This is a genomic window from Arthrobacter saudimassiliensis (genome assembly GCF_059090665.1).
This window is the reverse complement of record NZ_JBNHFX010000001.1, coordinates 112,563-136,793: the sequence shown is the minus strand read 5'-3', so window position 1 is coordinate 136,793 and position 24,231 is coordinate 112,563. Positions and strand designations below refer to the sequence as shown.

Below are 24,231 nucleotides of genomic sequence, written 5' to 3'. Positions count from 1 at the left end.
GCCCGCGGATCAGCCGGCTACTGGCGTTCGAATGCCTTCCGAACCAGGATGTCCTGCTCCACGGCGTGCCGCTTCGCAGACCCGGTGGAAGTGGCCGCCGACGCCGGGCGGGACACCAGGCGCAGGCGCCGGTCCAGCTCGGGCGCCAGGTTGAGGCCGATGAACGGCCACGGACCCTGGTTGGCGGGCTCGTCCTGCGCCCAGACCAGCTCGGCGTTGGGGTACTTCTCCACGGCTGCACGGATCTCGGCCAGGGGCAGCGGGTACAGCTGCTCCACGCGCACGATGGCCGTCTTGTCGTCGCCGGCCTTCTGGCGCTGGGCCAGAAGGTCGTAGTACAGGCGGCCGGAGACCAGCAGCACCCGGTCGACGGCGTTCGCGTCGAGCTCGGCGTGCTCCGGAATCACCGGCTGGAAGTCGCCCTGGGTGAAGTCCTCCACCGCCGTGGCGGCGGCCTTCAGGCGCAGCAGCTGCTTGGGCGTGAACACGATCAGCGGCTTCCGCGGACGGCTGTAGGCCTGGCGGCGCAGCAGGTGGAAGTGCGAGGCGCCGTTGGACGGGTTGGCCACGATCATGTTGTCCTCGGCGCACAGCTGCAGGAAGCGCTCGATGCGTCCGGAGGAGTGGTCCGGGCCCTGGCCTTCATAGCCGTGCGGCAGCAGCATGACCAGCGAGGACCGCTGGCCCCACTTCTGCTCCGCGGAGGAGATGAACTCGTCGATCACCGTCTGCGCGCCGTTGACGAAGTCGCCGAACTGGGCTTCCCAGAGCACCAGGGCGTCCGGGCGCTCCACCGAGTAGCCGTACTCGAAGCCGAGGGCGGCGTATTCGGACAGGAGGGAATCGTAGATCCACAGCTTGGCCTGGTTCGGGTCAAGCTCGGCCAGCGGAGTCCACTCGGCGCCGGTCACCCGGTCGTGGAAGACCGCGTGGCGCTGGGTGAAGGTGCCGCGGCGCGAGTCCTGGCCGGCGAGCCGGACAGGCACGCCCTCCATCAGCAGCGAACCGAACGCTGCGACCTCGGCGAAGCCCCAGTCGATGCCGCCGTTGCGGGACATCTGCTCGCGCTTCTCGAGCAGCGCCTTGAGCTTCGGGTGCACGGTGAAGCCCTCCGGCACGGCCAGGTGGGCCTTGCCGATGTGCGCCAGGGTCTCGGGGGCGATCGCCGTGGTCGCCGGGGAGACGATGCTGTTGCCTTCCTGCTGCGCCGCGGGGCGCTCCAGGTCGGAAACGGCCTCGGTGTCCTTGGTGATCACCGGGATGGGCGAGGTCTGCGCCGCGTGGGTCTCCGCGAAGACCCGCTCCAGCCGGCCCTGGTAGTCGCGCAGCGCCTGCTCCGCCTCTTCCTGACTGATGTCGCCGCGGCCGATCAGGGACTCGGTGTAGAGCTTGCGGACCGAACGCTTGGCCTCGATCAGGCTGTACATCATCGGCTGGGTCATCGAGGGGTCGTCGCCCTCGTTGTGCCCGCGCCGGCGGTAGCAGACCATGTCGATCACGACGTCCTTGTTGAACCGCTGGCGGTATTCGAACGCCAGCTGGGCAACCCGGACCACGGCTTCGGGATCGTCGCCGTTGACGTGGAAGATCGGCGCCTGGACCATCTTGGCCACGTCGGTGGCGTACACGGAGGAACGCGACGAGGTGGGGGCGGTGGTGAAGCCGACCTGGTTGTTGACCACCACGTGGACGGTGCCGCCGGTCCGGTAGCCGCGCAGCTGCGACAGGTTGAGGGTCTCGGCGACCACTCCCTGCCCGGCGAAGGCGGCGTCACCGTGGATCAGGATCGGCAGGACGGGGAACTCGTCGCCCTGGTCCAGCCGGTCCTGCTTGGCGCGGATGATGCCTTCGAGCACCGGGTCCACCGCTTCAAGGTGCGAGGGATTGGCCGCCAGGTAGACCTTGGTGGTCTTGCCCGAGTCGGAGGTGAAGGTGCCCTCGGTGCCCAGGTGGTACTTCACGTCGCCGGAGCCCTGGACGCTGCGCGGATCCTGGATGCCTTCGAACTCGCGGAAGACCTGGGCGTAGGTCTTGCCGGCGATGTTGGTCAGCACGTTGAGTCGGCCGCGGTGGGCCATGCCGATGCCGACTTCCTCCATGCCGGCCTCGGCGGCGTCGGAGAGGACGGAGTCCAGCAGCGGAATCAGGGATTCGCCGCCTTCGAGGGAGAAGCGCTTCTGGCCCACGAACTTGGTCTGCAGGAAGGTTTCGAACGCCTCGGCCGCATTGAGCTTGCTCAGGATGCGCAGCTGCTCATCCCGGGTCGGCTTGCTGTAGGGCGCCTCGAGCCGGTCCTGGAACCACTCGCGTTCCTCGGGGTTCTGCAGGTGCATGTACTCCACGCCCATGGTGCGGCAGTACGCGTCGCGCAGCACGCCCAGGATGTCCCGGAGCTTGAGCATCGGCTTGCCGCCGAAGCCGCCGGTCGGCCACTCACGGTCCAGGTCCCAGAGGGTCAGGCCGTGGTTGAGGATGTCCAGGTCCGCGTGGCGGCGCTGCACGTACTCCAGCGGGTTGGTGTCGGCCATCAGGTGGCCGCGGACCCGGTAGGCGTGGATCAGCTGCTGGATCCGGGCGACCTTGTTGATCTGCTCTTCGGGGTTGACCTGAATGTCCGGGCTCCAGCGCACGGGCTCGTAGGGGATCCGCAGCGACTCGAAGATCTCGTCGTAGAAGCCCTGCTCGCCCAGCAGCAGCTGGTGGATGATCTTCAGGAATTCGCCGCTGCCGGCGCCCTGGATCACCCGGTGGTCGTAGGTGGAGGTCAGGGTGATGATCTTGCTGACGGCGTTGCGGGCCAGGACCTTTTCGTTGGAACCCTGGAACTCGGCCGGGTACTCGAGGGCGCCGGCGCCGATGATCGCGGCCTGGCCCTTCGAGAGGCGGGGCACCGAGTGGACGGTGCCGATGCCGCCGGGGTTGGTCAGCGAGATCGTCGTGCCCTTGTAATCGTCGGCGGTCAGCTTGCCGGCGCGGGCGCGCTTGACGATGTCCTCGTAGGCCTGCCAGAACTCGGAGAAGTTCAGCGTTTCGGCCTTCTTGATGTTGGGCACCACCAGCAGGCGGGTTCCATCGGGCTTGGGCATGTCGATGGCCAGGCCGAAGTTGATGTGGGCGGGCTGCACCGCCGTCGGCTTGCCGTCGATCTCGTCGTAGTAGACGTTCATGGACGGGAACTGCGCGGCGGCACGGATGATCGCGTAGCCCAGCAGATGGGTGAACGAGACCTTGCCGCCGCGGGCCCGGGCCAGGTGGCTGTTGATGACGATCCGGTTGTCGATCAGCAGCTTTGCGGGGACGGCGCGCACGGTGGTGGCCGTCGGGACGCTGAGGCTCAGGTCCATGTTCGTCGCGATGGCCTTGGCCGGGCCGCGCAGGACGGTGATCTTGTCCTCTTCGGTCTGGCTGTTCGGCGCGGACTTCGGCAGCTGGGCCGGAATCGGTGCGCTCTTGGCCTCGGGCTTCGACGCGGCGGCGGCCTCGGCGGCGGACGGGCGGCCCTTGGCCGCCGGTGCGGCGTCGGCGGCCGGCTCCTTCGCCACGGGGGGACGGCCGGACTGCTGGGCCGCTGCGGGGGACTCGCCGGAGGCCTTGGGCGCGGCCTGCTCGCTCTTCACCACCGGCAGCTGGCGGGTGGGCGGATTCGAATCCTGCTTCGAGGCGGCGGCGGCTCCGTTCCCGCCGGCGGAGGAGGAGCCGCCGTCGGCCTGCCCGTCCTCCTCCTTAAAGGAGTCGAAGATGCTCCACCACTTCTTGTCAACTGAGTTCCGGTCCTTCAGAAACTGCTCGTACAGCTCGTCGACCAGCCACTCGTTGCCCCCGAATTCCTCCGGTAGACGGTGGCTAAATTGGTTTGGCACTGGTTATACGCCTCTTCCATGAGTTGCCTTTTGCCCTTGCGGCAGCCTGTTCCGAGGACGTGCGCCTCAAGACTTGCCGGTATGCGCCCGGTGCGCAGTGACCGAGACCTCCTGACAGTCTAGTGACAGTTGACAAGAACTGGCTAATCCCCCACAGAGGCGTGGCGGCCCCGCCTCCGGATCGCAAAGCGGGGACGGCGGCGCCGTTTTCGGGGCTGCCGGCGGGCGCCTGCGGCCGGAGCCGATACTCGGAAGCACCTGTCGCGGCAAAGGGCCGACACTGTAGAGTTGAGCGTCTATGGACAGTTATTCCAGACGCCGGCCCGCGTCCCGTTCAGCCGAAACCGGCACCGGGACGCCCAGCGCCGGCAGCACCCCCGACCCCGGCGGAAGCGGCTTTGCCCGCGCCGCCCGCGACACCTCCCGCGCACCATCGGAGCCTTCCAGTCCAGGGTCCTTCCGACCCCGCGCTGATGCAGCTCCGGCCCTCCCGCCCGCGGCGGTGGCCTGATGGAGTGGCTTTATCTGGGCTTCGGCCTCATCCTCATCCTCGGCACCGGGTTCTTCGTGGCCGTCGAGTTCGCGCTCGTCGCCCTTGACCAGCCCGCCGTTCGCCGCGCGGTGGAGAACGGCGACAAAGCCGCCGAACCCCTGCTGCGCTGCCTGACCTCGCTGTCCACGCAGCTCTCCAGCTGCCAGCTGGGCATCACCCTCACCACGCTGCTGACCGGGTTCGTCATGGAGCCGTCGGTGGGCCGGCTGCTGCAGACCCCGCTCGCCGCCCTTGGCCTGCCGCCCGTGGCGGTGCAGTCGACGTCCGTGGTCGTGGCCATGATCCTGGCGACGCTGCTGTCCATGCTGCTGGGCGAGCTCATCCCGAAGAACCTCTCCATCGCCGAGCCGATGGCTGTCGGCAAGGCCCTGGCGCGTCCGCAGCTGGCCTTCACGTTCGTGTTCCGTCCCGCCATCGTGCTGCTGAACGGCTTCGCGAACCGGATCCTGCATCTCTTTGGTCTCGAGGCCAAAGAAGAGGTCAGCGGGGCGCGCACCCCGGCCGAGCTCTCCTCCATGGTGCGCCGGTCCGCCGAGCTGGGCACCCTGGATGCCGGCACGGCCAACTTCCTCTCCCGGACCTTTTCCTTTTCCGAACGGACCGCGGCCGACGTGATGACTCCGCGGATCCGCCTGGAGACCATCGACGCCGACCAGCCGGTGCAGGACATCATCGATGCCGCCCGGCGCACCGGCTACTCCCGTTTCCCCGTCCTCGGCGATTCGCCGGACGACGTGCGCGGCGTCGTGCACGTCAAGAAGGCGGTCGCGGTGCCGCGCGACCGGCGCGCGGAGCTGCCGGCCGCGGCCATCATGTCCGAGGTGCTCCGGGTGCCCGAGACGGTCCACCTGGATTCGCTGCTCAACGAGCTGCGCAGCGCCAACCTGCAGGTCGCCGTGGTGCTCGACGAGTACGGCGGCACCGCCGGCGTCGCCACCCTGGAGGACCTGGTCGAGGAGATCGTGGGCGAGGTTTCCGATGAACATGACCGCCTGAAGCCGGGCGTGCTCCAGAGCGCGGCGGGCAACTGGTACTTCCCGGGCATCATGCGCCCGGACGAGGTCTCGGCCCTGGTGCCGGGGCTGCAGGTTCCCGATGAGGCCGGCTACGAGACGGTCGGCGGGTTCATCATGGCCGAACTCGGCCGGATCGCCGAAGTCGGCGACCGGGTCGAGGTGCCGGGCGGGATCCTGGAGGTGGAGCGGATGGAGGAGCGCCGCGTGGACCGGGTCAGCTTTGTCCCGTCCGCGCCGGAGGTTTCCGCCGGCTCCGACGGCGCCTCCGCGGGAGGTGCGCGATGAGCGACGTCGCGGGCATCTTCTGGCTGGTGGTCCTGCTGCTGGGCAATGCGTTCTTCGTCGGTGCCGAGTTTGCGGTGATGTCCGCCCGCCGTTCCCAGATCGAGCCGCTGGCCGAAACCGGATCGAAGCGGGCGAAGACCACGATCTGGGCCATGGAAAACGTTTCGCTGATGCTGGCGTGCGCCCAGCTGGGCATCACCGTGTGTTCCCTGCTGATCCTTACCGTGGCCGAGCCGGCCATCCACCACCTGCTGGCGGCGCCGCTGGAGGCCGTCGGGCTGCCGGTGGAGGCGGCCGACGGCGCGGGCTTCCTGGCCGCACTGCTGATCGTGACCTTCCTGCACGTGACCATCGGTGAGATGGTGCCGAAGAACATCTCGGTTTCCGTGGCCGACCGCGCCGCGCTGGTGCTCGCACCGCCGCTGGTGATGGTCTCGCGCATCGTGCGGCCGGTCATCTGGACCCTGAACTGGCTGGCCAACCACGCCCTGCGCCTGCTGGGCATCACGCCCAAGGACGAAGTGACCTCCAGCTTCACGCTGGAGGAGGTGCAGTCCATCGTCCAGGAGTCCACCCGGCACGGGCTCGTGGCCGACGACTCCGGCGTGATCTCCGGCGCCCTGGAGTTCTCCACGCAGACGGCCGGTGACGTCATGGTGCCGCTGGCGGACCTGGTCACGCTGCGGACCGACTCCACCCCGGCCGAGTTCGAGAAGGCCGTGGCCCGCACCGGTTTCTCCCGGTTCGTGCTGGTGGATCCGGCGGGCAACCTGACCGGCTACATGCACCTGAAGGATGTCATGGCCGTGCCGGCGGAGGCCTACGGGCAGCCGATCACTGAAAACCGGGTGCGGACCCTGGCGAACCTGCAGATCGGGGACGGCGTCGAGGACGCCCTGGCCGTCATGCAGCGGACCGGCTCCCATCTGGCCCGTGTGCTGGGCCCCGACGGCGGCACCAGGGGCGTGCTGTTCCTGGAGGACGTCATCGAGGAACTGGTGGGCGAGATCCGTGACGTGACGCAGGCCCAGGGCGTGCGCCGCTCAGGCGAGGGGCTGCGCGGGTAGGGGAGCGTCCCGCTCCCCACCCCGCCGTCTTGATGCGAACCGTTCGCGATTAGGCTACGATGGGCAGGTTCCCGCACCCCGGGAGGCCGCCCCCAGCCAGCAAGGAAACCACCACCATGAGCCGCTTGACCGCCACCATCGCGGCGGCGCTGACCGCTGCCGCCCTCACCCTTTCAGCCTGCTCCGGCGGGGAGGGCGGCGAAGCCGGCACCGCCGCCGACGGCGCCCTGCCGGTGGTGGCCTCCACCGACGTCTACGGCAGCATCCTTGAGAGCGTCGGGGGAGAGCACGTCAGCGTCCGGTCGATCATCGACCGCCCCACCCAGGATCCGCATTCCTACGAGGCCACCGCCCGGGACCGCCTCGCCGTGTCCGACGCGCGGCTGGTGGTGCTCAACGGCGGCGGCTACGACAGCTTCATGGAAACCCTCGTGGCTGAGGAACAGGTGCCGGAGGAGGATGTGCTGAACGCCGTCGACATCTCCGGCCTCGACACCGGCGCCGAAGAGCACACGGATGAGCACACCGAAGAAGCCACGGAGGAGTCCGGCGGCCATGCGGGCCACTCACACGGCGCCTTCAATGAACACGTCTGGTACAGCCCGCAGGCCATGGGACTGCTCGCCGAAGCCGCCGCGGAGCGCCTGGCCGGCCTGGATCCGGAGAATGCGGAGACATTCCGGGCCAATGCGGCGGACTTCAACGACGGCATCGACTCGCTGCTGGAGCGCCTGGCGGCCCTGCACCCGGACGCTGAAGGCCGCGACGTCGCCGTCACCGAACCGGTCCCGAACTACCTGCTGGAGGACGCCGGCCTGCACAACGTCACCCCCGACGACTTCACGGAGGCGGTGGAGGAAGGCTCCGACGTCCCGGTGGCCGTGCTGAACGAGATGGAACAGCTGGTGCGCTCCGGGGACCTCGCCTTCCTCGCCTACAACAGCCAGACGGCTTCGCCGCAGACCGAAACCGTCCGCCGGACGGCCGAGGACGCCGGCGTGCCGGTCCTGGACTTCTCCGAGACGCTGCCCGAGGACGAGGACTACCTGCAGTGGATGGGCGCCAACGTGGAGAGCATTGAGGGCGTGCTCCGGTGAGCGCTCCCGCCGTCCGCCTGCGCGGGGCAGCCATGTCCTTCGGCGACCGGGTGCTGTGGCAGGGCCTGGACCTGGACATCGCCCGCGGCGAGTTCCTGGCCGTCCTGGGGCCCAACGGCTCCGGCAAGACCACGTTCCTGAAGGTCCTGCTCGGCCTGCAGCCGCTGAGCGCCGGCACCGTGACCGTCAACGGCCGGCCCGTAACCCGGGGCAACGCCGACATCGGCTACATTCCACAGCAGAAGACCTTCGCGCCGTCGACGCCGCTGCGCGGCCGGGACCTGGTCGGCATGGGCATCGACGGAAACCGGTGGGGCATCCGGATGCGCCGTGCCCCCGTCCGGCGCCGGGTGGATGAGCTGCTGGACCAGGTCGGAGCCGCCGCGTACGCCGACCACCCCGTCGGGCAGCTCTCCGGCGGCGAACTGCAGCGGCTGCGCGCCGCCCAGGCCCTGGCCACCGACCCCGACGTGCTGCTGTGCGACGAGCCCCTGCTCTCGCTGGACCTGCATCACCAGCAGGCGATCAGCGCGCTGATCGACCGGCGCTGCCATCAGGAGGACACCGCGGTGGTGTTCGTGACGCATGAAATCAATCCGATCATCGACTACGTGGACCGGGTGCTCTATCTCGCCGGCGGGCAGTTCCGCACCGGCACCCCCGCCGAGGTGCTGCGCAGCGACGTCCTGTCCGACATGTACGGCAGCCGGGTCGAGGTGATCCGCAGCCACGGCCGGATCGTCGTGCTCGGCATCCCGGACGCCACCACCCACCACCACCTGGAGAACGAGGACGACCTTGGACCTGCGTGACTTCCTCTCCGAGGTCTTCAACTTCAGCGACTACGGGCAGCTGCTGCCCCTGGTGCAGAACTCCCTCTGGGCCGCGGCGATCCTGGGCCTGGTCGGCGGGCTGATCGGCGTCTTCGTGATGATGCGGGACCTGGCCTTCGCCGTGCACGGCATCGCCGAACTCTCCTTCGCCGGGGCCGCCTTCGCCCTGCTGGTCGGCGCCAACGTCATCGCCGGCTCACTGGTCGGCTCGGTGGCCGCAGCCGTCCTGCTCGCCGTCCTCGGCCTGCGCGCCCGGGACCGGAACTCCATCACCGGCGTCATCATGCCCTTCGGGCTCGGCCTGGGCATCCTGTTCCTCGGCCTCTACGAAGGACGGTCGGCGAACAAGTTCGGGCTCCTGACCGGCCAGATCGTGGCGGTGGACACGGTGCAGCTGAACCTGCTCGCCGTGTGCGCCGCCGTCGTCGTCGTCGGCCTGGCCGTGCTCTGGCGCCCGCTGACCTTCGCCAGCGCCGATCCGGAGCTGGCCGAGGCCCGTGGCGTGCCGGTGCGGGGGCTGTCGATCGGGTTCATGTTCCTGCTGGGCCTGTCCGTGGCCCTGTCGATCCAGGTCGTGGGTGCGCTGCTGGTGCTCTCGCTGCTGATCACTCCGGCGGCGGCGGCGCTGCTGGTGACCTCCTCGCCCCGCCTGGTCGTCGCGCTGAGCGTGGCGTTCGCGGTGGTCTCCGCCGTGGGCGGGATCCTGCTGGCGCTGGGCGGGCGGATCTCGATCAGCCCCTACATCACCACGATTTCGTTCCTGATCTACCTGGTGTGCCGCCTCATCCGGCGGATGCGGGGCCGGCGGGTGCCGGTCCGCGGCGGCGCGGCCGCCGCCTAGTTCTCCGCCGCCGCCCGTCGGGCGGCCGTGCAGGCGGGGCAGAGCCCGAAGACCTCAACGGTGTGCGCCACCTCGGTGAAGCCGTGGTCGGCGCCCAGCCGGGCGGCCCAGGACTCCACGGCGGGCGCCTCGACCTCGACGGTCCGTCCGCAGGACCGGCAGACCAGGTGATGGTGGTGGTGCCCGGCCTCGCAGCGGCGGTAGAGCGCCTCGCCCTCACCGGTCCGCAGCACGTCGACCAGGTTGTCCTCGGCCATGGACTGCAGGATGCGGTAGGCGGTCGCCAGGGACACTTTTTCGCCGCGCTCCTGGAGCAGCCGGTGCAGTTCCTGGGTGCTGACGAAGTCGTCGAGTTCGTCCAGGGTGCGTCCGACGGCGAGCCGCTGGCGGGTGACCCGCTGCTCCGGGCTCCGCCTGGCGGGGCGCGGCGGTTGGCCGGTCATGGCATCCTCCTGCACTGGCACGATTGTCCCGTCCAGCGTACCAGCCGGGCCGCTGCGGGGACCGGGACGGTTCCGGTGCGGAGCAGGCCCGCGGCACCCGCCCGGCGGGTACTGTGGGCGCATGAAGATGACCAAGTTCTCACACTCCTGCGTGCGCTGTGAAAAGGACGGCCGGGTGCTGGTGCTGGACCCCGGCAGCTTCTCCGAGACGGACCGTGCGCTGGCCGGCGCCGACGCCGTGCTGGTCACCCATGAGCATCCGGACCACCTCGACCGCGGCCCGGTCCTGGCGGCGATGTCGGCCTCGCCGGACCTGGTGCTGCACGCGCCGGCCTCCCTCGCCGGGGCCCTGCGGAACGAGGCGCCGGAGCTGGCGGAGCGGATCGTCGACGCCGTCCCCGACGCCGAGTTCGAGCTGGCCGGATTCACTGTCCGCTCCTTCGGCGGCCAGCATGCCCTGATCCACCCCCTGGTGCCCATGGTCGCCAACCTCGGCTACCTCATCGAGGGCAGCGTCTACCATCCGGGCGACTCCTTCATCGTTCCCTACGGCCTGCGGGCCCGGATCCTGCTGCTGCCCATCCACGCGCCGTGGTCCAAGGTCCAGGAGGTCCTCGACTTCCTCATCGCCTGCGGCGCGGACACCGCCTATCCCATCCATGACGCCCTCCTCAACGGCAACGGCCGTGCCGTCGTCGAAAAGCACCTGGAGCGGATCGGCGCGATGTACGGCACCGAATACGTGGCGCTGCAGCCCGGTGACGAGGTCCAGGTATGACGCCGGTCCTCATCGACGCCCCTGCCCTGATGGAGAAGCGCGGCCGGGGCGCGCCCCTGCGGCTGCTGGACGTCCGCTGGGAGCTCGGCCGCACCGACGGGCACGCGCAGTACCTGGCCGGGCACCTTCCCGGTGCGGTGTATGTGGACCTGGACAGCGAGCTGTCGGCTCCTCCGGGCCCGGGCGGCCGGCATCCGCTGCCTGCGGCCGGGGACTTCGCCGCCGCGGTGCGGCGCTGGGGCGTCAATGACGGCGACCTCGTGGTGGCCTATGACGCGTCCGGCGGCAGCGCCGCCGCGCGCGCCTGGTGGCTGCTGCGGCACGCGGGCTTCGAGAATGTGCGCCTGCTCGACGGCGGCCTGCGGGCCTGGGTGGACGCGGGCGGCCGGCTGGCCGGAGGAGACGAACAGCCGGAACCGGGCTCCGCCATGCTCTCCTGGGGGCATATGCCGGTCGCTGACATGGCCCTGGCCGGCCGGCTGGGGGAGGAAGGGGTGCTCCTGGACGCCCGGGCGCCCGAGCGCTACCGCGGCGAAACGGAGCCGGTGGACCCGCAGGCCGGGCACATCCCCGGCGCCGTCAACGTGCCGGCGGCGGGAAACCTGGACGAGCGCGGCCGATACCTGAGCCCGCCGCAGCTGCGTGCCCGGTTCGAGGCGGCCGGCGTCGACGGCGTCCGGCCGACGGCGGCGTACTGCGGCTCCGGCGTCTTCGCGGCCGGGGAGGTCGCCGCCCTGGCGCTGGCAGGATTCGAGGCGGCGCTGTACCCCGGATCCTGGTCCGAGTGGTCGGCCGCCGCCGGGCAGCCGGTGGCGACGGGCGACGGGGACCGGTAGCGTCGAAACCATGTTTACCGGCCGTCCCGTTCCGCCGCCCCTGCGCAAACCCCTGCGGCCGGGCGGCTCCCATCCCCAGCAAGGAGAGTCCATGCCGACCCTGTTCACCCGCATCATCGAGGGCGAGATCCCCGGCCGCTTCGTCTGGAAGGACGACGACGTCGTCGCGTTCCTGAGCATCGGTCCCCTCGCCGACGGACACACCCTGGTGGTACCCCGCCGGGAGGTGGACAAGTGGACCGACGCCCCGGCGGACCTGATGCAGAAGCTGACCGGCGTCGCCCAGGTGATCGGCGCGGCGCAGGTGGCCGCCTTCGGCTCGGAGCGGGCGGGCCTGACCATCGCAGGGTTCGAGGTCGACCATCTGCACCTGCACGTCTGGCCGGCCAACTCCCTGGCCGACTTCGACTTCAGCCGCGCCGAACAGGACCCCGATCCGGAGCGGATGGAGGCCAACGCCCGGAAGCTGCGGCAGGCGCTGCGCGCCGCCGGGCACGAACGGTTCGTGCCTGAGGACTAGCCGGACGGCGGCCCGGGCCGCTTCGACCCGGCGGCTCAGGCCGGGGCGAGGGCCTTGTTCAGAGCGGTCCGGATCCGTTTCTCCGAAACGGACCGGGCCGTTCCCAGTTCCTGGGCAAAGAAGCTGATGCGCAGTTCCTCCAGCATCCAGCGGACCTCCCGCAGCGCCGGGGGCACCGCGGCGCCCGGCGGCAGGGCAGCCACCGCGTCGTCGTAGTCGTCCTCAAGGGCCTGCACCACGGCCATCTGCGCGGCGTCGCGGGCCACGTTGGTCGGCAGCTTGTCCAGCCGGCGCTCGATGCCGGCCAGGTAGCGGGGCAGGTGGGCCAGCTGCGCGTAGCCGGTGCGGGCCACGAACCCGGGGTAGACCAGCGAATCCAGCTGGGCGCGGATGTCCTGCAGCGCACTGATCAGGGCCGGGGATCCGGTGGCCTTGACCTGGACGGTAATCCGGCGGGCGGCCGACAGCACCTTCTCGAGGATCGCGGTCACCGTGAACACCGTGTCGATCAGATCCGCGCGGACCCGCTCATACAGCGCGTCGAAGTCCTGCCGGTTCCACGGCAGCGCCTCGGGCACCAGCTTGTCGATCGCCGCCAGCGAGCAGTCCTCCATCAGGGCCGCCGCCGAACCGTGCGGATTCTGGCTGAACGAGAGCTTCTCCCGGTTGTTCAGGTGCTCCAGTACGTACCGGGAGGGGTCGGGCACACGAAGGGCCAGCAGCCGGATGACACCGGAGCGCATGGCCGCAGCCTGCTCCGCCGGGTCCGAGAACACGCGCAGCCCGGCGGTGGCGCCTTCGTCGATGAGTGCCGGATAGCCGGTGACCGTGTGCCCGGCGACCATCCGCCGGACCTGCCTTTCGACCGTTCCGACGCTCCACTCGGTCAGCCCGGAACGCTCCTGCACCGATCCGGTGTCGGTGCCCCCGCGGCTGCCGGAACCGGTCGCGCCGGCCGGCTGCTGCGGACGTCCGTTCCCGCGGCCGTTGCCGGCGGCCGCGCTGCCCCGGCCTCCGCGTCCCGGCGTGCCCGCGCGGGCCGCGGTCACGCTTGCCGGAGTGGCGCCCAGGGATTCGGCAATGGCCCGGCGGGTGGCCGGGGCGAGTTTCTCCTGCAGGGCCGCCAGGTCCCGGCCTTCACCAAGGAGCCGCCCGGCGGCGTCGACCACCGTGAAGTTCATCCGCAGATGCTCCGGGACGGCGTCCCAGTTCCAGGAGCCGGGCGGGATGATCGAGCCCTTGAGCCGGCGCAGCACCAGTTCCAGCGAGGGTTCCAGCTCGTCCCGGGACGGGTCGAAGTCCTCGGCGAGGGCCGCCGCGGCGGCGCGGGCGACGTCGGGGGCCGGAATGAAATTCTTGCGCACCGCTTTGGGCAGGGACTTGATCAGGGCGGTGATCAGTTCGGCGCGCATGCCGGGGATCAGCCAGCGGAACGGCTCGGGCGCCAGCTGGTTCAGGAACAGGACGGGCACCTCGGCGGTGACGCCGTCGGCCGAGGCGTCGCCCGGGGTGAACTCGTACTGCAGCGGCAGCTCGAAGCCGCCGTAGCGGAAGGTCTTCGGGTAGGCCGACTCGTCCAGGTCGGCGGCCTGCTCGGTGAGCAGGGCCTCGGGATCGAAGTCCAGCAGCTTCGGATCCTCATGCCGTGCGTGCTTCCACCATTTGTCGAAGTGCCGCTCGGAGACGACCTCCCGTCCCACCCGCGCGTCGTAGAACTCGAAGAGGGTTTCGTCGTCCACCCGCAGGCCCCTGCGGCGGGTGCGGTTCTCCAGCTCCTCGACCTCTTCCAGCAGGGCGCGGTTGCGGGCGAAGAACTTGTGGTGGGTGCGCCAGTCGCCTTCCACCAGGGCATGGCGGATGAACATCTCCCGGGCCAGTTCCGGATCGATTCGGCCGTAGTTGATGCTGCGCTGGGCGATGACGGGCACGCCGTAGAGGGTGACCTTCTCGTAGGCCATGACCGATCCGTTGCGCTTGGACCAGTGCGGCTCGCTGTAGGTGCGCTTGATCAGGTGCGGGGCGACCTCCTCGACCCACAGCGGGTCGAACTTCGCCGCCGTCCGGGCCCACAGCCGGGAGGTCTCCACCAGCTCTGCGGCCATGACCCAGTCCGGGGACTTCTTGAACAGGGCCGAGCCGGGGAACACGGCGAAACGGGTGCCGCGGGCGCCGGCGTATTCACGCTTGCGCTGGTCGTACAGGCCGATGTGGCTGAGCAGCCCCGAGAGCAGGCTGATGTGCACGTCCTTGTCCCGGCCCGCCGGATCCACCGGCCCGGGGGAGAGCGTGATGCCCAGCGGCCTGGCCAGCTGGCGCAGCTGCGCGAACAGGTCCTGCCATTCGCGGATGCGCAGGAAGTTCAGGAATTCGTTCCTGCACAGGCGGCGGAACGCGGAGGAGGACAGTTCCTTCTGCTTTTCCTGCACGTACCGCCACAGGTTCAGGTAGCCGGTGAAGTCGGAGTTCTCGTCGACGAACCGCTTGTGCATCTCCGCGGCCTTCTGGGCGCGGGCGGGGTCGTCCTTGGACGGGCGTTCACGCGGATCCTGGATGGTCAGGGCGGCGGTCAGCACCATGACCTCCTTGGCGGCGCCGCGGGCGCCGGCCTCGACGATCATCCGCCCCAGCCGGGGATCCACCGGAAGCTGCGCGAGCTTGCGTCCGACGCCGGTCAGCCCGCCCTGGGGGTGCAGCGCGCCGAGCTCCTTGAGCAGCGCGGCGCCGTCGTTGACGGCCTTGGCATCGGGCGCCTGGACGAAGGGAAAGTCGACGACGTCCTTCGGGGCGCGGGCCACGCCCATGGCGGCCATCTGGAGGATGACGGCGGCCAGGTTGGTGCGCAGGATCTCCGGGTCGGTGAACTCCGGCCGGGCCTCGAAGTCCTCCTCGGAGTACAGCCGGATGGCGATGCCGTCGGAGACACGTCCGCAGCGGCCCGAACGCTGGTTGGCGGAGGCCTGGGAGATCCGCTCGATCGGCAGCCGCTGGACCTTGGTGCGGTGCGAGTAGCGCGAGATGCGGGCGGTGCCGGTGTCGATCACGTACTTGATGCCGGGCACGGTCAGCGAGGTCTCGGCCACGTTGGTGGCCAGCACGATGCGACGGTTCCGGCCGGGCCTGAAGACCTGGTGCTGTTCAGCCATGGACAGCCGCGCGTAGAGGGGCAGGATCTCGGTGCCGGCCAGCCGGGGCACCCGCTGCACCGTTCCGCGCAGGGCCTCGGCGGCGTCGCGGATCTCGCGCTCGCCGGGGAAGAACACCAGGATGTCGCCCGGCGCCTCACGGGAGAGTTCCTCGACGGCGTCGCACACGGCGTCGACCGGGTCGCGGTCCTCCTCAAGCTCGTCGTCGGCGCCGTCCTCGTCGCGGCCGTCGGCGGGCTGGTTCAGCGGCCGGTAGCGGATTTCCACCGGATAGGTGCGCCCAGAGACCTCGATGATCGGCGCCGGCGTGCCGTCCGGGGCGGCGAAGTGCTCGGCGAACCGCTCGGGGTCGATCGTGGCGGAGGTGATGATGACCTTCAGGTCCGGCCGTTCGGGCAGCAGCCGTTTGAGGTAGCCGAGGATGAAGTCGATGTTCAGGCTTCGCTCGTGCGCCTCGTCGATGATGATCGTGCTGTATTTCTTCAGCTTCCGGTCATGCTGGATTTCGGCCAGCAGGATGCCGTCGGTCATCAGCTTGACCTGCGTGTCCCGGCTGACCTCGCCGGTGAAGCGGACCTGGTAGCCGACCTCGGCGCCGATCTCCACACCGAGTTCCTCGGCGACGCGCTCGGCCACGGTGCGGGCGGCCAGCCGCCGGGGCTGGGTGTGGCCGATCAGGCCCTTCTCCGCCAGGCCGAGTTCCAGGCACATCTTGGGAATCTGGGTGGTCTTCCCGGAGCCGGTTTCGCCGGCGACGATGGTGACCTGGTTCGCCGCAATGGCGGCCATGATGTCTCCGCGGCGCTCGGAGACGGGCAGCTGGGGAGGATAGGAAAGAGTCAGTGCCATGATTGGCACCAGTCTAGCCGTCCCGGTTCTCAGCCCCTGGAGGCATCGGCCGGTCTTTCGCCGCCGGCGGAGCGCCCGGTCCGTCCGGGGACGCCGCGGCCGCCCGCAGCAGCAGGGCCGCGGCATCGCGGGCGCGGTTGCGCAGCTGGACCGGCTCCAGCACCTCGAACTCGACGCCCAGGACGGCCAGCTGGATCAGCGGCAGGTCCAGGGAATCCCAGCCCCCGCGCAGGACGGTGTGCCCGGGGCCGTCCGGTTCCAGCACCGCGGTGTCGGCGGGAAACCGGTCCGCGAGGACTGCGGGCGGCGCGGCCAGCCGCACCACGACGTCGTACCGGTAGGGGAAGCGGGTGATGGACTCCCGCACGTAGTCCACCAGGTCAGGTGCCGGGAGGGGCCGTGGAGTGAAGCGCGCGCGGGGGGAGGGAATGCTTTGGAACCGGTCCACCCGGAAGGTCCGCCAGTCGGCCCGCTCCAGGCAGAAGGCCACCAGGTACCAGCGGCGCCCGGTGCTGACCAGTTTGTACGGTTCGGCCGTACGCCTGGCGGACGCGCCCTCAGCGCCCGTGTAGCGGAAGACGACGGTGCGGCGCTCGGAGATCGCCGACGACAGCGTGGTGAGCATTTCCGGATTCACGGTGGCCGCGGGGCCGGCCAGCACGCTCACCGCGTTCCGCAGGGCGGAGAACTTGGGCCGCAGCCGGGCCGGCAGCACCTGCTCCAGTTTCGCCAGCGCCCGCACGCTGGCCTCTCCGGTTCCGGAGACCGGGCCGGTGGCGACGGCGGTCAGGCCCAGGGCGACGGCGAGGGCCTCCTCATCGTCCAGCAGCAGGGGCGGCAGCTGGGCCCCTGCGCCCAGCTGGTAGCCGCCCGCTATTCCGGGGGAGGCGGAGATCGGATACCCCAGCGTGCGGAGTTTTCCGATGTCGCGCCGAACCGTGCGTTCGGTGACCGCCATGCGCTCGGCCAGCGCCGCGCCGGTCCATTCCCTGCGCATCTGCAGCAGCGAGAGCAGGTGCAGCAGCCGGGCTGAGGTTTCGAGCATGTGAGCAGGCTACGTCTGAACGCGGACAATAGCTGTCCTCATCCCAAAAACCTCTGCGCTGCCGATGTTTTCCCGGTCACTGCGGCTCCGGAGGACGGGGTCGCCGGGCGCCCGCCGGCCCTATAATCCGAAGATGCCACTGACACGACTCGACCGAGACGCCCATGCCCAGCCGACCGCCCCCGTCCGGAACGGAGCCGGCCTGTGAGCGGCGGTCTGGTCGCCCTGCTGGACGACGTTGCGGCCCTGGCACGGATCGCGGCCGCCTCGGTCGACGACATCGCTGCCGGCGCCGCCAAAGCGGGAGCCAAGGCTGCCGGCGTCGTCATTGATGACGCCGCCGTCACTCCGCAGTACGTATCCGGGGCGGACCCCTCCCGCGAGCTGCCGATGATCAAGCGCATCTTCTGGGGCTCGCTGCGCAACAAGCTGCTGATCATCCTGCCGGCGCTGCTGCTGATCAGCGCCTTCATCCCGTGGATCATTCCGTTCATCCTGATGCTCGGCGGCACCTACCTCTGCTACGAGGGCGCCGAGAAGGTCTGGCACAAGGTCCGCGGGCACCACGAATCCCAGGAATCGCCGGCGGTCAACCGGGGCCCGGACGCCGAGGCCAAGGTGGTCAAGGGAGCCATCACCACCGACTTCATCCTGTCCTGCGAAATCATGGTCATCTCCATGAACGAGGTGGCCGACCAGTCCCTGTGGATCCGGGCGGTCATCCTGGTCGTGGTGGCGCTGGCCATCACCGTCCTCGTCTACGGCGCCGTCGGACTCATCGTGAAGATGGACGACATCGGCCTCCACCTGGCCGCCCGGGACTCCGCGGGATCGAAGCGCATCGGCGCGCTGCTGGTTCGGGGGATGCCCGCCGTGCTGGCCGCCATCACCCTGGTGGGCACGGTCGCCATGCTCTGGGTGGGCGGGCACATCATGCTGCAGGGCGTGTACGACCTCGGCTGGCACCTGCCCTACGACCTGGTCCACGTCCTCGAGGAGCCCGTGGCCGGCGTGCCGGTGGCCGGCGGCTTCCTGGCCTGGCTGGTGAACACCCTGTGCTCGGCCGTCCTGGGCCTGATCTGGGGCCTGGCCGTCATGGCCGTCCTGCACCCGCTGCTGAAGGTGCTGCCGTTCGGCCGGAACCGGAAGGACGGGCACAGCGGTGGTGACCTTCGGGCGGCAGCCGCCGGATTCCGGCCCAAGAAGGACGGCGCCGACTCCGCGCACTGATCACACGGGCGGGTGCGCCGGCGGCCCTCAGCCGCCGACGCACCCGCACAGGCCCGGCTACTCGGGGATCGCCCCGGCCGGCATCGCCGGAACCTCCCCGGTGTGCTCGCTGACCTCGTCACCGGAGACCACGTACGGCGTCCCCACGTAGGACTGCACCCCGCCTTCGACCTTGGTGATCATCGCCCCGGTGTACCCCCGGTGGCTCTCCCCGCTGAAGCCCAGCGGAACCAGCCCGTTGCCGGTCACGTCGCCGGACTCCAGCGCGTCAAGCAGCGCCTCCCGGGTGGGGTTCTCCCCGGCCTGCTTCAGCGCCTCCACGAACAGGTAGCCCATGGACATCCCGAAAATGGTGTTGCCGTCGAACGGGGCGCCGCCGTTGTACTCCTCGTTGATCTGCTTGAACTGCGCCGTCCATTCGTTCTGCTCATCGGAGTAGATGGGCAGGTAGTTGGCGGACAGGAAACCCTCCAGCAGCGGCGCGGCGTTCTCCCCGAGATAGGTGGCCAGGGTCGAGTAGTCGCCTCCGGCGGAGGAGGCGAGCCACTGCGGCGAGTACCCCAGCTTCGCCGCGGTGCCCACCGCCTGGGCGCTGAAGCCGTTGATGGTGGCCATGAAGACGACGTCGCAGCCGGACTCCTTCAGGGAGCTGATCTGCGCGGCGATGTCGGTGTTCGCGGTGGAGTAGGACTGCACGTCGGCGAGGCCGTCGTCGCCGAGCACGGCTTCGAGCCCGGCCTGGAACTCCTCGCCGAAGTCGTCGTCCTGGCCGAAGAAGCAGTACGTGCCGTCAGGGAACTGTTCCTGGGCGTAGGTCGCGAGGACACGGGATTCGGTGGGGTAGTCCACCATGAAGCCGTAGGTGTACGGGTAGTCCTCCGGCTGGTCCCAGGTGGGGCTGCCCGAGGCGACGAACAGATCCGGCACCTCGTTGTCGTTCAGGAAGTCCAGCACCGCGCTGTGCGGTGGAGTGCCCAGGCCGCCGACCATCGCGAAGACCTCCTCCTGGAGGACGAGTTCGCGGACCGCCGACTGGGTGTTCGCCGGATTGTAGCCGTCGTCCTTGACCAGGTACTCGATGGTGCGGCCGTTGATGCCGCCGTTGTCGTTGACGTAGTCGAAGTACGCGCGGGTGGCCGGCGAAATGGTCGCGTATCCGGCCGCGGCGGGCCCGGTCAGCGGCTGGTGCGTGCCGACCGTGACGGTGGTGTCGGTGACGCCCGGAGCGGCCTCGGCGGCTGCGGTGTCGCCGGATGCGGAGCAGGACGTCAGTGCCAGCGCGGCTGCGGCGGCAGCTGCGCCGCACCGGACGGCGGCGGAAAGGGAGGAATACCTGGTCATGGCGTGCCTTTCGGGTGGACGGGGAGGTGCTGGGAACCGGATGGTGCAGTGGAGGCAGCGGGGAGGGCAGACGACGGCGCGGCGGGCGGCCGCCGGCTGCGGACGGAGCGGCGGAGCGTGGGGGTGAGGCCCGCGATGCCCCGCGGGGCCAGGATGATGACGCTGATCAGCACCACGCCGAACACCGCCACGGAAAGGTTGCCGTCCAGGCGCTGGGCCAGGTCCGGGGACAGCGACAGGGCGGAGGTGGCCGTGCTGATCAGGTGCGGCAGCGCCACGAGCACCAGGGCGCCCCAGACCGCGCCGCTGAGCGAGTTCAGCCCGCCCACGACCGCGGCCATCAGCAGGAACAGGGAGAACACCAGCGAGTACGCTCCCGGACTGGCGCTTTGGGTGATGTAGGCCAGCAGGCCGCCGCCGGTTCCCGCTGCGGCGGAGCTGACGACGAAGGCCGTGACCTTGGTGCGGGCGGGGGAGATGCCGGCCAGCGCGGCCGAGGTCTCGTTGTCGCGGACCGCGCGCAGCGAGCGCCCGAACCGCCCGCCGAGCAGGTTGGCCAGCAGCACGAACACGACGGCTGCGGCCGCAATCGCCAGCCACGCCTGCCACTGCTCCGTTCCGACGGCGCCGCGCAGCGCCGTCGGGCGTTTCTCCACCGTGATCCACAGCCCCTGTTCCCCGCCGAGCACTCCGGAGAAGGTGCCGGCCGCTGCGGGCAGCGCGACCACCAGCGCCATGGTGACGCCGGCGAGGTAGGGGCCGTGCAGCCGTGCCGCGGCCAGCCCGACCAGCAGTCCGAGCAGGGCGGCGCCGGTCACGGCGGCGGCCCCCGGCAGCAGCAGCAGGGCGGCGCCTTCAACACCGGCCTCGGCCAGGGCGTTGGCGCTGAGGCCGTAGCTGTATGCCCCCGCGGCCATCATCGCCGCCTGGCCGAGCGAGAGCTGCCCGCCCGCCCCGGTGAGCAGGGTCAGCCCGGCGACGGCGCAGGCATACGCGCACACCGTTGCCAGCTGGTAGGAGGTGAAGGGCGGAAGGACGAAGGTGAGCATGATCAGCCCGGCGGCGATGCCGGCGGCGGTGAGGATCCGGGTCCGTGGTGTCATGCTGCGCGCTCCTTGGCGAGGGAAAACAATCCGGACGGCCGCAGCAGCAGCACTGCCAGCAGCAGGACGAGGATGGCCAGGGGGGCCAGCACGGCTCCCAGGTAGCCGCTGACCCAGCTGAGCAGCACGCCTACGGCGAGGCCGCCGACGACGGCCCCGCCGGGGGAATCCAGCCCGCCGACGACGGCCACCGTGAACGCGTAGACGAAGACGGTGTCGGCCGCGTGCGGGTTCAGTCCGAACTCGGTGGGGATCAGCAGCAGCGCCGCGAGCGCTCCCAGCGCGGAGGACAGGGCCCAGCCCAAGGTCAGCATCCGCCGCGAGCGGACACCGAGCAGCCGGGCCAGCTCCGGGGCGAAGGCCGCAGCCCGCAGCTGCAGCCCCAGCCGGGTGCGCGTGAACAGCAGCATCAGTGCCAGCACGACGGCGCAGATGCAGGCAAAGACGAACAGGTCATAGGAGGAGACCGCGGAGACCCCGAGGATTTCGACCGGCTCGCCGCTGAACGGCGCGCTCATGGTGCGGTAGCCGTTTCCGAAGATCATGCCCAGGACCGCCTGCAGGACCATCAGCACGCCAAGGCCGGCAATGACCGTGTTCAGCGGGGAGGAGCCGGACACATGCCGCATGACGCCGCGCTCGACGGCGGCGCCGATGACGAACCCCGCGGCGAGGGCAGCGGCGAGCCCGGCCCAATAGCTGCCCGTCGCGGCAGTAACGATGAAGGCGACGTAGGTGGCCGAGACCGCCATCGCGCCCTGGGCAAAGTTGACGATGCGCGCGGCCCGCCAGATGAGCACCAGCGAGAGGGCGAACGCGGCCAGGACGGCTCCGCGGGCGAGCCCGTCGAAGGTCAGGAAGAGGAATCTGTCCATTAGAACCCCAGGTAGGTGTGGCGCAGGCCGGTGTCGGCCGCGAGGTCGGCGGCGGGCCGGGCAGCGACGACCCGGCCCAGGTTGAGGACGACTCCGTGGTCGGCGACGGCCAGCGCGCTGCGCACGTTCTGTTCCACGAGGACCACGGTGAGCCCGGTTTCGTCGCACAGGCGGCGGAGCAGGGCGAAGATCCCGGCCGTCACCTTCGGCGCGAGGCCCAGTGACGGTTCGTCGAGCAGCAGCAGCTGCGGGACCGCCATCAGGGCCCGGCCGAGCGCCAGCATCTGGCGCTCGCCGCCGGAGAGCTGGTGTCCGGCGGCCCCGCGGCGCCGGGCCAGCGGTTCGAAGTGTCCGTACACCTCATCGAGGGTCCGTGCGGCTGCGGCCCGGTCCTTCCGCCAGAGGCCGCCGAGCCGCAGGTTTTCGTCCACGCTCAGGTCCGTGATGACGCTTCGGCCTTCCGGAACCAGGGCGACGCCGGTGCGCACCATGTCCTCCACGGCCACCCGGCCCAGGTCGATGCCCTCGCCCATCCGGATGGACCCCGAGGTGGCCGGCAGCTGGCCGGTCACGGTGCGCAGGAGGGTCGTCTTGCCGGCGCCGTTGGCCCCGACGACGGCCGTGATGGAACCTGCGGGGACGTCCAGGTCCACGTCATGCAGCACCGGCAGCGGCCCGTAACCGGCGCATACTCCCGCCAGGGCCAGCCCGGCGCTCACGCGGCACCCGCCCCGAGGTAGGCCTCGGTGACGGCCGGATCCGTACGGACCGCGGCGGCGGTGCCCTCGGCGATGACCCGCCCGAAGTCCAGGACCGTGATCCGGTCGCAGACGGCCATGACCAGGTCCACATGGTGTTCGACCAGCACTACCGAGCACCCGCGGCCGGGAATCGCGCGGATCAGGTCGGCGAGTTCGTCGATGTCGTCCCGGCCCAGCCCGCCGGCCGGCTCATCGAGGAGGAGCAGGCGGGGATCGGTGGCCAGGGCGCGCGCCAGGGCGGCTTTCTTCCGCACCCCGTAGGGGAGCGTGGCGGGCAGCGCCGAGGCGTGGGAGGCGATCCCCAGGGATTCGAGTTCCTGCATCGCCCGGTCCCGGGCGGCCTTTTCGGCCCGGCCCCCTCCGGGCAGCGCGAGCAGGTCCCGGATGAAGCCGGTTCCGGCGGGCCGCAGGGCCGCCGTGACGTTGTCCAGCACCGTGAGCCCCTCGAAGAGGCCCAGTGCCTGCAGCGTGCGGTTGACCCCCAGCGGTGCCAGCCGGTGCGGCACCGGGGTGAAGGCGGCGCCGTCGAGCTCCAGCGTGCCGGAGGAGGCGCGGACCAGGCCGCAGACGGTATTGAACAGGGTGGTCTTGCCGGCGCCGTTGGGACCGATCACCCCTGCGGCGCGGCCCGGCGCGACCTCGAGGTCGACCGAGTCCAGGGCGGTGAGGCCGCCGAAGCGGACCGAGATGTTCCGCAGCCTCAGCCGCGGCGGTGGTTCCGACCGGTCGGTATGTTGCACGTGCATGAGTACTCCATCGTCTCTGCGGGTGGTGCGCTAACGGTGGTGCCTGGTGCGGTGGTGCTGTCCATCGGTGGTGCGGTGGTGCGGTGGTGCTGGCTATCGGTGGTGCTGCGGGCGGAGCCCGGCCCTCACTCGGGCCGGGGAGGACGGAGGCCTGCGAGGTAGAGCTCGGTCAGCTGCGCGGCGACCTCCTCCTTGCTGAGGCTGCCGTCGGGGGAGTACCAGTACGCGAGGTAGTGCGGGTCCGAGAAGAAGTTGGCCACCAGGACCGGCAGCGGCATGTCGGTGCGGACCGACCCCTCGGACCGGCCCCGGCGGAGCAGGCCGGCGAAGACCTCGTTGTATTCGCGGCGGCGCTGCTTGACCTCCTCCAGCCGGTCCTCGCTGAGCATGTGCTGCGAACGGAAGAACACGGCGCCTTCCCTGATCCGTTCGATGGAGGTGATGATCAGGTCCTCGCACACCAGCCGGATGGTTTCCGGCACGGGCAGCCCGCGGGCGATGATCTCGGTCAGGTGCTCGTGCTGGACGGTGAGGATCCGGTCGTAGATATCGAAGAGCAGGTCATCCTTGGAGGCGAAATAGTGGTACAGCGCGCCCTTGGTCACGCCCGCGGCGTCCACGATCTGCTGGACGCTCGTGCGCGCATATCCCTGGGTCGCAAATAGCTCGACCGAGGTGTGGGCGAGCTGCTCCTTGATGTTCAGTGTCTTCATTGCTGGCGGGCCGGTTCTCTTCTGCGGGTCGGTCGCCGGGGGAAGCACATACCCACCGGTCGGTATGCCACACCCTACCCCCGCGGACACCCCCGCGCGCAAGGGCTTTGAGGCACGGATTTTCGAAGGATGCGGGCTCCGGGGTTCCGCCCGGACGCAAAGGAACCCCGCCGCCGGTTTCCCGGCGACGGGGTTCCTTGTTCTGCATCATTCCTGCATCCGTGCCCTCGATAGGATTCGAACCTACGGCCTGTTGCTCCGGAGGCAACCGCTCTATCCCCTGAGCTACGAGGGCG

General features: G+C 70.2%; 19 protein-coding genes and 1 tRNA gene. 9 read left to right on the top strand and 11 right to left on the bottom strand.

All coding sequences use genetic code 11. The features are described 5' to 3' along the window. Nucleotides 1-17 precede the first annotated feature (17 nt). Nucleotides 18-3,860: a multifunctional oxoglutarate decarboxylase/oxoglutarate dehydrogenase thiamine pyrophosphate-binding subunit/dihydrolipoyllysine-residue succinyltransferase subunit gene (locus AC5RV6_RS00605; RefSeq protein WP_494005350.1), complete on the bottom strand. Its 3,843-nt coding sequence runs from the start codon at nucleotides 3,858-3,860 to the stop codon at nucleotides 18-20. A gap of 510 nt (nucleotides 3,861-4,370) precedes the next feature. Between AC5RV6_RS00605 and AC5RV6_RS00600 the strand changes: the two genes are divergently transcribed. The 5 genes from AC5RV6_RS00600 to AC5RV6_RS00580 all read left to right on the top strand — a co-directional run bounded on the left by AC5RV6_RS00600 (nucleotide 4,371) and on the right by AC5RV6_RS00580 (nucleotide 9,552). Then, a complete protein-coding gene (locus AC5RV6_RS00600; protein WP_494005349.1) occupies nucleotides 4,371-5,714 on the top strand; it encodes a hemolysin family protein in 1,344 nt (447 codons plus the stop codon). Further along, nucleotides 5,711-6,781 carry a hemolysin family protein gene (locus AC5RV6_RS00595; RefSeq protein ID WP_494005348.1) on the top strand — a complete coding sequence of 357 codons (1,071 nt, stop codon included), beginning with the start codon at nucleotides 5,711-5,713 and terminating at the stop codon, nucleotides 6,779-6,781. Before AC5RV6_RS00600 ends, AC5RV6_RS00595 begins: the two co-directional genes overlap by 4 nt. Nucleotides 6,782-6,897: 116 nt before the next feature. Then, entirely contained in the window at nucleotides 6,898-7,878 is a 981-nt protein-coding gene (locus tag AC5RV6_RS00590) for a metal ABC transporter solute-binding protein, Zn/Mn family (RefSeq protein WP_494005347.1), read from the top strand. Between the two features lie 32 nt (nucleotides 7,879-7,910). Then, nucleotides 7,911-8,690: a metal ABC transporter ATP-binding protein gene (locus AC5RV6_RS00585; RefSeq protein WP_494006593.1), complete on the top strand. Its 780-nt coding sequence runs from the start codon at nucleotides 7,911-7,913 to the stop codon at nucleotides 8,688-8,690. Further along, nucleotides 8,677-9,552 carry a metal ABC transporter permease gene (locus tag AC5RV6_RS00580; protein ID WP_494005346.1) on the top strand — a complete coding sequence of 292 codons (876 nt, stop codon included), beginning with the start codon at nucleotides 8,677-8,679 and terminating at the stop codon, nucleotides 9,550-9,552. Before AC5RV6_RS00585 ends, AC5RV6_RS00580 begins: the two co-directional genes overlap by 14 nt. Here AC5RV6_RS00580 and AC5RV6_RS00575 read toward each other — a convergent pair. After that, nucleotides 9,549-9,995 carry a Fur family transcriptional regulator gene (locus AC5RV6_RS00575; RefSeq protein ID WP_494005345.1) on the bottom strand — a complete coding sequence of 149 codons (447 nt, stop codon included), beginning with the start codon at nucleotides 9,993-9,995 and terminating at the stop codon, nucleotides 9,549-9,551. The genes AC5RV6_RS00580 and AC5RV6_RS00575 overlap by 4 nt on opposite strands. A 121-nt stretch (nucleotides 9,996-10,116) precedes the next feature. Between AC5RV6_RS00575 and AC5RV6_RS00570 the strand changes: the two genes are divergently transcribed. The 3 genes from AC5RV6_RS00570 to AC5RV6_RS00560 all read left to right on the top strand — a co-directional run bounded on the left by AC5RV6_RS00570 (nucleotide 10,117) and on the right by AC5RV6_RS00560 (nucleotide 12,129). Beyond that, the gene (locus AC5RV6_RS00570; protein ID WP_494005344.1) at nucleotides 10,117-10,773 is read left to right on the top strand and encodes an MBL fold metallo-hydrolase; all 657 of its coding nucleotides are present in this window, start codon (nucleotides 10,117-10,119) and stop codon (nucleotides 10,771-10,773) included. Further along, a complete protein-coding gene (locus tag AC5RV6_RS00565; protein ID WP_494005343.1) occupies nucleotides 10,770-11,609 on the top strand; it encodes a sulfurtransferase in 840 nt (279 codons plus the stop codon). Before AC5RV6_RS00570 ends, AC5RV6_RS00565 begins: the two co-directional genes overlap by 4 nt. Nucleotides 11,610-11,700: 91 nt before the next feature. Beyond that, nucleotides 11,701-12,129 carry an HIT family protein gene (locus AC5RV6_RS00560; RefSeq protein ID WP_494005342.1) on the top strand — a complete coding sequence of 143 codons (429 nt, stop codon included), beginning with the start codon at nucleotides 11,701-11,703 and terminating at the stop codon, nucleotides 12,127-12,129. Between the two features lie 35 nt (nucleotides 12,130-12,164). Here the strand turns inward: AC5RV6_RS00560 and hrpA are convergent, their stop codons facing one another. Next, the gene (gene hrpA / locus AC5RV6_RS00555) at nucleotides 12,165-16,121 is read right to left on the bottom strand and encodes an ATP-dependent RNA helicase HrpA (RefSeq protein WP_494005341.1); all 3,957 of its coding nucleotides are present in this window, start codon (nucleotides 16,119-16,121) and stop codon (nucleotides 12,165-12,167) included. A 13-nt stretch (nucleotides 16,122-16,134) separates the two neighbouring features. Next, nucleotides 16,135-17,166, bottom strand: a complete 1,032-nt coding sequence (locus AC5RV6_RS00550) for a helix-turn-helix transcriptional regulator (protein ID WP_494005340.1) — start codon at nucleotides 17,164-17,166, stop codon at nucleotides 16,135-16,137. 204 nt (nucleotides 17,167-17,370) lie between these two features. On the opposite strand from AC5RV6_RS00550, the gene AC5RV6_RS00545 reads away from it, so the two are divergent. Beyond that, complete coding sequence (locus AC5RV6_RS00545) at nucleotides 17,371-18,396, top strand: DUF808 domain-containing protein (RefSeq protein ID WP_494005339.1); 1,026 nt, start codon at nucleotides 17,371-17,373, stop codon at nucleotides 18,394-18,396. 57 nt (nucleotides 18,397-18,453) lie between these two features. Here AC5RV6_RS00545 and AC5RV6_RS00540 read toward each other — a convergent pair whose 3' ends face one another. The 7 genes from AC5RV6_RS00540 to AC5RV6_RS00510 all read right to left on the bottom strand — a co-directional run bounded on the left by AC5RV6_RS00540 (nucleotide 18,454) and on the right by AC5RV6_RS00510 (nucleotide 24,230). Then, nucleotides 18,454-19,737: an ABC transporter substrate-binding protein gene (locus AC5RV6_RS00540; RefSeq protein ID WP_494005338.1), complete on the bottom strand. Its 1,284-nt coding sequence runs from the start codon at nucleotides 19,735-19,737 to the stop codon at nucleotides 18,454-18,456. Further along, complete coding sequence (locus tag AC5RV6_RS00535) at nucleotides 19,734-20,840, bottom strand: branched-chain amino acid ABC transporter permease (protein ID WP_494005337.1); 1,107 nt, start codon at nucleotides 20,838-20,840, stop codon at nucleotides 19,734-19,736. The genes AC5RV6_RS00540 and AC5RV6_RS00535 overlap by 4 nt, the downstream gene beginning before the upstream one ends. Next, complete coding sequence (locus AC5RV6_RS00530; RefSeq protein ID WP_494005336.1) at nucleotides 20,837-21,715, bottom strand: branched-chain amino acid ABC transporter permease; 879 nt, start codon at nucleotides 21,713-21,715, stop codon at nucleotides 20,837-20,839. Before AC5RV6_RS00530 ends, AC5RV6_RS00535 begins: the two co-directional genes overlap by 4 nt. Continuing rightward, nucleotides 21,715-22,434, bottom strand: coding sequence for an ABC transporter ATP-binding protein (locus AC5RV6_RS00525; RefSeq protein ID WP_494005335.1), 720 nt, complete (start codon nucleotides 22,432-22,434; stop codon nucleotides 21,715-21,717). The genes AC5RV6_RS00530 and AC5RV6_RS00525 overlap by 1 nt, the downstream gene beginning before the upstream one ends. Then, entirely contained in the window at nucleotides 22,431-23,222 is a 792-nt protein-coding gene (locus AC5RV6_RS00520; protein ID WP_494005334.1) for an ABC transporter ATP-binding protein, read from the bottom strand. Before AC5RV6_RS00520 ends, AC5RV6_RS00525 begins: the two co-directional genes overlap by 4 nt. Nucleotides 23,223-23,347: 125 nt before the next feature. Then, a complete protein-coding gene (locus tag AC5RV6_RS00515; protein WP_494005333.1) occupies nucleotides 23,348-23,935 on the bottom strand; it encodes a TetR/AcrR family transcriptional regulator in 588 nt (195 codons plus the stop codon). 222 nt (nucleotides 23,936-24,157) lie between these two features. Further along, a tRNA-Arg gene (locus AC5RV6_RS00510) sits at nucleotides 24,158-24,230 on the bottom strand. Nucleotide 24,231: the final 1 nt, after the last annotated feature.

Excerpts from the sequence above, each read along its gene's own strand:
- AC5RV6_RS00530 (WP_494005336.1), bottom strand. The coding sequence starts at position 21,715 with ATGGACAGATTCCTCTTCCTGACCTTCGACGGGCTCGCCCGCGGAGCC.
- AC5RV6_RS00575 (WP_494005345.1), bottom strand. The coding sequence starts at position 9,995 with ATGACCGGCCAACCGCCGCGCCCCGCCAGGCGGAGCCCGGAGCAGCGG.
- AC5RV6_RS00585 (WP_494006593.1), top strand. The coding sequence starts at position 7,911 with ATGTCCTTCGGCGACCGGGTGCTGTGGCAGGGCCTGGACCTGGACATC.
- AC5RV6_RS00590 (WP_494005347.1), top strand. The coding sequence starts at position 6,898 with ATGAGCCGCTTGACCGCCACCATCGCGGCGGCGCTGACCGCTGCCGCC.
- AC5RV6_RS00570 (WP_494005344.1), top strand. The coding sequence starts at position 10,117 with ATGAAGATGACCAAGTTCTCACACTCCTGCGTGCGCTGTGAAAAGGAC.
- AC5RV6_RS00565 (WP_494005343.1), top strand. The coding sequence starts at position 10,770 with ATGACGCCGGTCCTCATCGACGCCCCTGCCCTGATGGAGAAGCGCGGC.
- AC5RV6_RS00550 (WP_494005340.1), bottom strand. The coding sequence starts at position 17,166 with ATGCTCGAAACCTCAGCCCGGCTGCTGCACCTGCTCTCGCTGCTGCAG.
- AC5RV6_RS00540 (WP_494005338.1), bottom strand. The coding sequence starts at position 19,737 with ATGACCAGGTATTCCTCCCTTTCCGCCGCCGTCCGGTGCGGCGCAGCT.
- AC5RV6_RS00600 (WP_494005349.1), top strand. The coding sequence starts at position 4,371 with ATGGAGTGGCTTTATCTGGGCTTCGGCCTCATCCTCATCCTCGGCACC.
- AC5RV6_RS00535 (WP_494005337.1), bottom strand. The coding sequence starts at position 20,840 with ATGACACCACGGACCCGGATCCTCACCGCCGCCGGCATCGCCGCCGGG.
- AC5RV6_RS00560 (WP_494005342.1), top strand. The coding sequence starts at position 11,701 with ATGCCGACCCTGTTCACCCGCATCATCGAGGGCGAGATCCCCGGCCGC.
- AC5RV6_RS00515 (WP_494005333.1), bottom strand. The coding sequence starts at position 23,935 with ATGAAGACACTGAACATCAAGGAGCAGCTCGCCCACACCTCGGTCGAG.
- AC5RV6_RS00595 (WP_494005348.1), top strand. The coding sequence starts at position 5,711 with ATGAGCGACGTCGCGGGCATCTTCTGGCTGGTGGTCCTGCTGCTGGGC.
- hrpA (WP_494005341.1), bottom strand. The coding sequence starts at position 16,121 with ATGGCACTGACTCTTTCCTATCCTCCCCAGCTGCCCGTCTCCGAGCGC.
- AC5RV6_RS00520 (WP_494005334.1), bottom strand. The coding sequence starts at position 23,222 with ATGCACGTGCAACATACCGACCGGTCGGAACCACCGCCGCGGCTGAGG.